The sequence below is a fragment of the Spirulina sp. 06S082 genome (assembly GCF_034932145.1).
Lineage (GTDB): Bacteria > Cyanobacteriota > Cyanobacteriia > Cyanobacteriales > Spirulinaceae > CCY15215.
On sequence record NZ_JAYGHV010000014.1, the window covers coordinates 18865 to 27535 of the forward strand.

7 protein-coding genes are annotated in these 8671 nt (G+C 43.3%); 2 read left to right on the forward strand and 5 right to left on the reverse strand.

Annotated features, from left to right (window positions below):
- Nucleotides 1-113 precede the first annotated feature (113 nt).
- On the forward strand, nt 114-833 hold the full coding sequence (locus VB714_RS02610; RefSeq protein ID WP_323220887.1) for a tetratricopeptide repeat protein: 720 nt from the start codon (nt 114-116) through the stop codon (nt 831-833).
- A 146-nt stretch (nt 834-979) separates the two neighbouring features.
- Here the strand turns inward: VB714_RS02610 and VB714_RS02615 are convergent, their stop codons facing one another.
- The 5 genes from VB714_RS02615 to VB714_RS02635 form a co-directional block, all read right to left on the reverse strand.
- On the reverse strand, nt 980-1771 hold the full coding sequence (locus VB714_RS02615; protein WP_416309587.1) for a DUF2993 domain-containing protein: 792 nt from the start codon (nt 1769-1771) through the stop codon (nt 980-982).
- Nucleotides 1772-1997: 226 nt separating this feature from the next.
- Entirely contained in the window at nt 1998-3872 is a 1875-nt protein-coding gene (locus VB714_RS02620) for a response regulator (RefSeq protein WP_323220891.1), read from the reverse strand.
- Between the two features lie 114 nt (nt 3873-3986).
- Entirely contained in the window at nt 3987-5552 is a 1566-nt protein-coding gene (kaiC, locus tag VB714_RS02625; RefSeq protein ID WP_323220893.1) for a circadian clock protein KaiC, read from the reverse strand.
- An 87-nt stretch (nt 5553-5639) separates the two neighbouring features.
- Nucleotides 5640-5942 (reverse strand): circadian clock protein KaiB, encoded by a 303-nt coding sequence (kaiB, locus tag VB714_RS02630; RefSeq protein ID WP_204103544.1) that lies wholly within the window; start codon nt 5940-5942, stop codon nt 5640-5642.
- Between the two features lie 80 nt (nt 5943-6022).
- On the reverse strand, nt 6023-6991 hold the full coding sequence (locus VB714_RS02635; protein ID WP_323220896.1) for a circadian clock protein KaiA: 969 nt from the start codon (nt 6989-6991) through the stop codon (nt 6023-6025).
- A gap of 695 nt (nt 6992-7686) precedes the next feature.
- Here VB714_RS02635 and VB714_RS02640 point away from each other — a divergent pair.
- A partial coding sequence (locus tag VB714_RS02640) for a CBS domain-containing protein (RefSeq protein ID WP_323220898.1) occupies nt 7687-8671 on the forward strand: 985 nt, incomplete at its 3' end.

Here is an 8671-nt window from a genome sequence, read left to right on the forward strand (position 1 = left end):
TATCTCGTGGCAGACTGGTTATTCTCTTAGCACAATTTAGTCCAAATCGGGACAGACTTAAGACTGACACAACAATTGAACAATTGCTAACTGTTCAAGATTAGAGTAGATTTATGAGAGCCGTGGAGGGCAACATGAATATTGATGACGTACCGAAACAAAATCCAACAATAGAAAACACGACTTCTGTACCCCTATCTCAGGGTGATTTTCAGTCTCTAGAGATGGGTTTAAACCGAAAAGCGTTAGATCGTCAACAACGCAGTCGCGTTTTAGAATCTGCCGATCGCGGAGACTATGACACGGCTATTGCCCTCCTTAGCGATTTATTAGCTCGTCATGCTGACAGTGCCATTGACTATAATAATCGCGGTTTGATGTATTTCCAATGCGATCGCTATGAGGAAGCCCTTGCCGATTATAACAAGGCACTCGAACTCGATCCCCGTTTGGATGGCGCTTACAATAATCGTGCCAATTGTTACGTTGCTAAAGGGTATTTAGGTGAAGCGATCGCCGATTATCAAATTGCCCTAGATTTTAACCCAGGCAATTTACGGGCATGGATCAATCAAGGGATTACCTATCGGGATCTGGGACTCTACGATTTAGCTTTGGAAAATTTCGATATTACACTGGTTTTGGGAAAACGTCTCAAAGGTCGCGTTTACGCGGAACGAGGTCGTACTTACCATTTGCGAGGAGATTGGAATTCCGCGATCGCCGACTACAATCGTGCTTTGGAACAATTATCCAATACTTTCTCTGCTCGTCGTTACAAAAAGCAAGTTGTCCTTTGGTTAGATGAACTATACGCTTGTATGATTGCTTAGTTAGTAGTTGATAGTTAGTAGTTGATAGTTGATAGTTGATAGTTGATAGTTGATAGTTGATAGCGGGGAAAATATTTAGTAGTGGGTAGTTGGGAGTTAACCAATTACCCATTATTAGTTTATCAATTAGCCAATTTTAGCCAGTTTTAGCCAGTTTTGGGGATGCGTTCGATTTGGGCATAACCGCTAAATAAAAGTATGTCTCCTTGGGTTTCCAAGCGATTGAGACGAAGCATAACCCCGTCGAGATCGAAGCGATCGAGGTCTACCATATCATCGAGAATTTCCACTAGAATCTCCATTAAAATTTTGGAAATTCCCTGTAAAGAATCGGGGACGCGATCGCCTTCAAATTCAGCCCCTTCAAAGGTGATGCGCCGACGTTTTGCCAGTCCCAAAGTACAGCTAAAACTAATGGGAACAATTTGATTGGTTACGTCAGCATTGGCAAAGAGTTGAATGCGGTTTTGAGGGAGGAGTTTGAGGTGAATATCGCGAAAAGAAACTGGCTGACCTCCTGATAAATTGGTTAAGCGGGAATCAGTGAGATTTTCTAAGCGCTTTCTGACTAAATCGGCGGTAAATGCACGATTGATATCAGTTTCACTTAATTTGACGATCGCCACTGCCTGGGTTGGCTGTTTGAGGGAAATTTGCCCCTTCAGAACCGAGCCAAAATCCAATGATACCGCATCTGTTTCAAAGGACATTTCTTGGGTACGAAAATCCTGACGAATGACCAATCCTTGACCAAACATTTTGAAACTGTCTACGGTGCCTTGCAATAATTTACTAGAAGGATTGCACCGTACTGTTACATCAACCAACTCGCTACGGGTAAAGAGGTGGCGAATGGTTTGATTAGCAACAGTATTGAGCAGGTTCTCTCCCCAATCCGTGCCGCGATTGTTATTCATTCCAACTAAACCACCAATCATTAGCCTTTATATGTAACGAAGTATTACTTTGTGTTGCCACGATTGTAACAAAATATTAAGGGTTCGACAACGATGCAGTCAGAACAGAGAAGGTAAGCAACAAAAAGGAGATCGGAAAAGAGGGGAAAACCTTAGAGGGAAAGCAGTAAAAGGCGATACCACAAAAATGCTTATGGATTAGATAAAATATCCTGTTCTTTATTTGTGGCTCAATGCTCCAGTTTCGTTAACGACTGTTGTTGCCATGCTCGATCTGGTACGAAATGCAGTTAATCAGTTGAGTTTCAGCAATGGGTTTTTGCAGATAGTCATTAACTCCGGCTTGATAGGCTGTTTGGGCGATCGCGCGATCGCTTTGAGCCGAGAGCATAATAATAGGCAAATGCTGCCAGTTAGGGTCGCTGCGAACGATCTGGCAAAGGTCTATGCCACTCAGTTGCGGCATTTTCAGATCGAGGAGTAAAAGATCGGGCTGAAATTGGCGCAGTGCCGGCCAGAATTGTTTGGGATCGTTTAAGGCGATCGCTTCGATATTATGGGTTTTTAAGCATTGCTGCAGCCATTGCAGTAAGTCGGAATCGTCATCAACCATCAGAACTCGCAGGGAATGGGGTTGAGATTGTTTTAAAGTTTGACAAACAATTTGTAGGGCGAGGGAGGGGGCAATGGGTTTGGCGAGAAAGCACCAGCCCCCTAAACGAGACGCTTTCACACGATTGGTCAGGGTTTCGCTGGCAGTGAGGATAACCACGGGAAGAGCGGGATGCTTGATTTTTAATTGGGAAAGCAAGATAAAACCAGCAAGTTCGGAGTCGGGAAAGTTCAAGTCGAGGAGAAGAATATCGGGAATTTGGCTGGCGATCGCATTTCGTGCCGCTTCCAGACTATTCGCAGTTTGTGTCACAAGTCCCCAATTTTTTGCTTCTTGGGCAAGAATGTCTGTTAAACCGATATCATCATCGACAATTAAAAGTTTCTGGAGGGTGGGATAGGCGCAATAAGGAGCAATTTCAGCAGTATTTGCTTCTTGTTCTGTTAACGCTTCTGGAGAGGGATTTTCTCCAGTTCCTTCTATCTCTTGGCGCAGTTTTCCCACCCAGTTTTGTAATTCTCGTCCCTTTTGTGCTGCTAAGGAAGAATCTCGCAAATATTTTTCGAGATGGCGAGATTGTTTCGATGCTTCCATCAGTCCAAAACTACCCAAAGAACCGGCAAGGATATGGAGTTCTTGCAGTGCAGAATGGTGTAACTCCTCATTAAGTTCTCCTTGGATGAGAGCGGCGATCGCCTTTTCAACCTTGACCAGGCGATCGAGATATTTCGTTTTATGAAGCTCCCAAGCGATAGTAAGATAGGGGAGGACTGTTGCGGGAATCTCTTGGCGATCGCCTTCTTCGGGATTGCTCGGATTTGAGGGAAAAGTAGAGGAAGATGCCTCTCTGAGTCGATAACCCAACCCGTAAATTGTTTCGATCGCATCCCCGGCTCCCGCTTTTTTCAATTTGTGGCGCAAGCCCTTAATATGGGTTCTAACGGCACTGCCCGAGGGGGATTCATCAATAGGCCAAAGGCAATCGATCAGGGCGTGTTGATTGTAAATGCGTTGGGGATTTCGCAATAGTAATTCTAAAATCTCGTATTCCTTGGCCGTGAGTTTGACAGGGCGATCTTCGTAGGTGACTTGACAGCTATTAGGATTAAGTTGCAAGGCTCCCCAAGAAAGAGTTGGAGTCAAGGATTCCCGACCTCGCCGCAGCAAAGCACGAATACGAGCCAACAATTCCCCTAGATTGACGGGTTTAACGAGATAATCGTCGGCTCCAGCATCCAAACCCATTACTTTACTATCATTGGTTTCTTGACCCGTCAGCAACAGAATGGGAGTGCGATCGCCGCGATCGCGAACTTGGCGACAAAAGCTCAAACCATCTAATTTAGGCAGCAGTAAATCCAATAAAATTACATCATAGGAAAAGAGTTCCAGTAAATCCCACCCCATTTGACCGTCGGATGCGACATCAATAACATAACGATGCGCTTTGAGAGCTTCGCCGATAGTAGCCGCAAGACTGGTATCATCTTCAACCAATAGAATTTTCACATTCCCTCTCTAAATTATCCTTTGCCGGCGATCGATCTTCTTCTAGGGTGACACAAACACCGGGAGATGGTATTGCGATTTGTTGGATAGGTATATTTTCTACAAGATTACATTCTAGATTTCATCTTGGGTTTTTCCCCGCACCCCTCGAACAATACGAGAAAGTTCGCTTTTTTCATCAACGCTAATGCGCCGAGGAGAACCACTAATAATTCCCTCATAATTGCGGAACGAATCCTTAATATCAGGACCTCCCGAATTGATCGCGTATTCGCGAATGCCTTTATCGTGCCAAGAACCGCGCATTTTAAAGACATTAATTGCCCTCGACATTTCCCCGCGAATTTCCACATATTGCAACATGATAATCGTATCTGTAATCGTGGAAATATGAGACTCAGTAATCGAATTTGACCCCATGAACTGATCCGTCGTATTGGTGAAAAATCCCGTAATTTCCTCTTGTTTGGCGTATCCCGTGACCCCAATTACAAACTGTCGAAAGGCATTATTGGTGACTCCTCGCGCCATAGCGGAAAGGGAATCAATCGCAATACGAGCCGGTTTAAATTCTTCAATTTCAGATTTAATCATTTGTAAATGATCTTCCAATCCTGCCGACTCAGGATAAGTACAAAGCAGTTTTAGTAGTCCTTTCTGTTCCATTTCTTCAAAGTTAACTCCCCAAGAGTTAGCATTGCGAGATAACTGAGCGCGAGACTCTTCATAAGCAAATAAAATTGCCCTTTCTCCCTGCCTGCATCCTTCTTGTAAAAACTTACTGACTAATAATGTTTTACCCGTTCCTGTTGCTCCTGTTGCTAAAATAATCGAGTCTTTAAAGAAACCACCACCGCACATTTCATACAGTGTTTTTACTCCTGAAGAGATGCGAACATTAGATGAACGTTGAGTTAAGCGCATTGCTCCCAAGGGGAAAATATTAATCCCATCATTAGTAATTGTAAAAGGATATTCTCCTTTCATGTGGGTCGTTCCCCGCAATTTTAAAATTTCAATCGTGCGTCTTCGTCGTTCTCCTTCCAGGACATTCCGCAGGATAATAACATTATCAGAAACAAATTCTTCTACGCCAAAACGTGCAACTTGGCCGTATTCATCGACTCGTTCTGTGGTTAGGATTGAGGTGACACCTATTTGTTTGAGCCGCGCTACAAGACGAAAAATTTCTCGTCTCACCACCGATGCGCCTTCATACTGCTGAAAAACTGCTGTCACTGAGTCAATAGAAACTCGTTTGGCTTTGTATTTTTTAATGGCATATTGAATGCGTTCGATTAATGCGGAAAGATCGAAATTTCCGACGACTTCTTGACCTTCAGGATCCGGGGAAGCATCCAAGATAAATAGTTTGCCGCGATCGACCAGTTCTTGTAAGTTCCATCCAAAACTACAAGCGTTGGTAATAATATCTTGGGGGGATTCTTCAAAGGTTACAAATATCCCGGCTTCTCCAAATTGTTTGATGCCATTATAAATAAATTGAGTGGCTAAAAGAGTTTTACCTGTTCCTGATGTTCCGCTTGCCAATGTTGTTCTGCCAACAGGCATTCCACCATGACTGATCTCGTCAAAACCTTCAATCATTGTTTGCAGTTTGCGGACACCTTGAAGAAGAGTTCGATTATCAGATTTTTCGTTAGAATTTGTTTGACTCATTGAGCATTTCCCTAAAAAAAATTACTAAATTCAGTTTTAAAAGATGATAAAAAAAGTAGAAAACCAGTGTTAAATTCAGCCTTATTTTTAGGCTTCTGAGATTTCCTCATAGAGAAGGTCTAAGCCGATCAAAACCTTTTCGCGATCGGACAGATCGCCGATGATTTTCCGAACGGGAGGAGGTAAAACTTTAGATAACGTGGGAGTTGCTAAAATTTTATCTTCTTCGGCAAGTTGAGGGTTTTTAAGAACATCAATGACTTTTAGGGCATAAACTCCTTGAAAATCTTGTTCGAGAATTGTTTTGAGGGTTTTTAACGCTCTAGCGGAGTTGGGTGTATTGCCAGCAACATAGAGCTTGAGAACGTAAGTTTTTTTAGAGGGACTCATGGGGGCCGGTTAGTGGGGAACGAGAGGTTAATCAAGAATAAATTAGCAGTTTAACGCAGATTGAGATTTTATTTTAAATTTTATTCTCCTGGTGCAAAGACTTCAAAGGGAATATCTTCTCTGGGAATCGATCGCCGATACATTTCACAGAGATGGGCGATAATGTCGATGAGAACAAGACGATAATCCAGTAAGATTTCTTCGCTTCGTCCTTCTAATTTCAACTGTTGGGCAAATTCGTCAATTAGTTCCATGTGGGTTTCTAGGATTTGCGAAACGGAAAGGTCTGCAAAAAAGGCACGGTTGACAAATTGATCCAAAATGGGATTCAGGGGATAGTTGGGGGTGAAGTAATTTAAGAATATTTCGCGATAGTCGTCGGTTAATTCCTTCAATAAGGCTTTTTTATTTTGGGGGGAGAGATTCCGAAAAAAGTCTTGAGAATTGCGTTTATAATAAATTCCTAAGTAGCCTAGACGTTCTTGGAGTTTTTCTGCCAGACGGCGTTGCTGCAAGAGGAGAAAGTTTTGTTTGCTTTGTTCTTTGGTGGGTTCGTGGGGATGGGCTGAGGAGGGTAAGTTACTGGTGGGGGCTAGTTTGAGGAATTTGGCGATCGCGCGTTCGATCGCTGTAGAAATCTGTTCGATCTGGGTTCCTAATAACCAGACTTCCCCGGTATGATAAAGGTAATGGGTGGCTTCTGGGGTAGCATGACGCAATGTTGCTGAGGAGGGTTCGATGCTCAGGTTGGTATTATGAGAGTTGGTGGGTTCAATAATGACGATGGGGAGCAAAACTCCGCGATCGCAGAGCAGATCGAGGACTTCTAACTCGGTCTCGGCATTTTGTAAAATTAAACAGTCGATGCTCTCTTTATAGCTTTCGACGAAATCAAGGAAATCCTTTTGAGTGCTGCATTGTTGGTATCGGTAGCGATCGCCGTTCAGTAAATTTTCCAACGATTGACACAAACCCTCTGTTTTAGCATAGACACAAATAGATAATTGAGGATTGGGAGGGGCGATCGGGGCTGAAGTATCACTCGTCATTAATCATCAGAAAAATTGGGTAGAAACCCCGTCCTTATAGGACGGCTTTATATTAGTTTCGCTACCGCCTTGGAGTTGTTCAATTAGGGTGCTTTTGTATTGCACTTTTAACAGGACAATTACTGTATCTAATTAAACAACCCTGTACGCATAGCGGTTTTGCTCTTTCGAGCCTCCTATTTCTAGGGTAATGTTAGCTTCGACAATGTTATTTGGGCTTGTTAGGTTAGCAGCACTATTTCAGTGACCTTAAAATTGTTTAACTGCTAACGACAGAGCGAGGAACTAGCTTCGCATTCCAAGGTGTCGTGACCCAAATAACGTAGTACGCTGGGTACTTAGTCTGGTCAGAATGGCTTGTCAGATTTCTCTTTCAAGCCTCACGCCTAAAGGCTGAGGTTCCTGACAAACCTTAGCCGACTATTTGCTCTGGCTGCTTTAGACCTAATCTTAAAATAATATAAAATTCACGAATAATGAGAAAAAAATTATGGGATTCTAGAAAAGTTTTGCGATCGCAGTTGTTGAGCCAGTTGTTGAGCCACACTAAGAATTGTAATTAATTGTAATTATCATTTCCGAGAAGTCAGGTTAGGGATCCATAATAAAATAGGGTCTCCTGCCGGGATCGAGAATGTTATATCCCCAAGTTTTACCCAATTTCCCATCCTAAATAGCGATCGCGTCCCTCTTCCATGTTGAGTTCATCTCCCACCCTGAAACAATTTATTCGTCCAGTCCCCGTTTGCGAACAGAGTGCCAATATTGAGGCACTGTTGGCAATCTTTAAGGAAAAGAATACGGAAATTATTATTGCCCTTGAGGAGAGCGGCTATCCTCTCGGAGTCGTTCGCTTATCCCGTCTGTTGCTCTATATCAATAGCAATCTTTCTCTGAAAAATATTTCTCTGCAAGGGAAAAAAGTTGCCGTAAAAACCATGGCCGCGATCGCCCCACAAGAAGGCTGGGAACAGTGGCAAGATACTTTTCATTTTGCCCCTTTTGTGCATTCACTAGGGAATCAGAGGGGCAGGGAAAATCCTGATTTTGCTGATATCCTCGAACCGATTACAATTTTGCCCACTTCGTTGAGTATTGAGGAAACGCGATCGCATCTACAAAGGGAAAGTTTGGGACGCGATCGCCAATATTGCGCTCTTGTGGATGAGGAAGGAAGATTTCAAGGGCTTCTCGATACTTGGCAGCTTTTAAGTGCGGTGTTGCCTCAGTCCGTAGCGACAGACCCGCAAACGCTAAAATCTTTACTGACTCTGTTAGAACAGTTGCCGATACCCTTGATGTTACAGGGGGAACATGGGCAGGTCATTCAACAAAACCCGACGTGGAAACAACAAATTAGCACGGGAATGGGAGGGATCGGCGCTTTAACGTCTCTAGAATTGGCTTCATGCACCCATGAGGAGGGGAAACACCGTCAGTCGGATTTAAAAGTTGATTTATATCCGGAAGTTGTCCTCGAGCGTTGGTGTAATTTTATTGAGGAACGGAACGAAGAAGAATGTAATAATATTCCTATTACTCCTTCTATTACTCCCATTGCAAACGAAGAAGAGTTTCCCGATCGCGACGCAAATTTTTCTCACTCATCTAACCGCGTTTGGCAATTTGTAAAACTTCCCCTGAAAGTGCGATCGACGGCTACATCCCACACTTCACTAT

What these genes read in the sequence shown, in the direction of transcription:
- VB714_RS02610 (WP_323220887.1), top strand. Translation starts at nt 114, where the DNA reads ATGAGAGCCGTGGAGGGCAACATGAATATTGATGACGTACCGAAACAA.
- VB714_RS02615 (WP_416309587.1), bottom strand. Translation starts at nt 1,771, where the DNA reads ATGATTGGTGGTTTAGTTGGAATGAATAACAATCGCGGCACGGATTGG.
- kaiC (WP_323220893.1), bottom strand. Translation starts at nt 5,552, where the DNA reads ATGAGTCAAACAAATTCTAACGAAAAATCTGATAATCGAACTCTTCTT.
- kaiB (WP_204103544.1), bottom strand. Translation starts at nt 5,942, where the DNA reads ATGAGTCCCTCTAAAAAAACTTACGTTCTCAAGCTCTATGTTGCTGGC.
- VB714_RS02635 (WP_323220896.1), bottom strand. Translation starts at nt 6,991, where the DNA reads ATGACGAGTGATACTTCAGCCCCGATCGCCCCTCCCAATCCTCAATTA.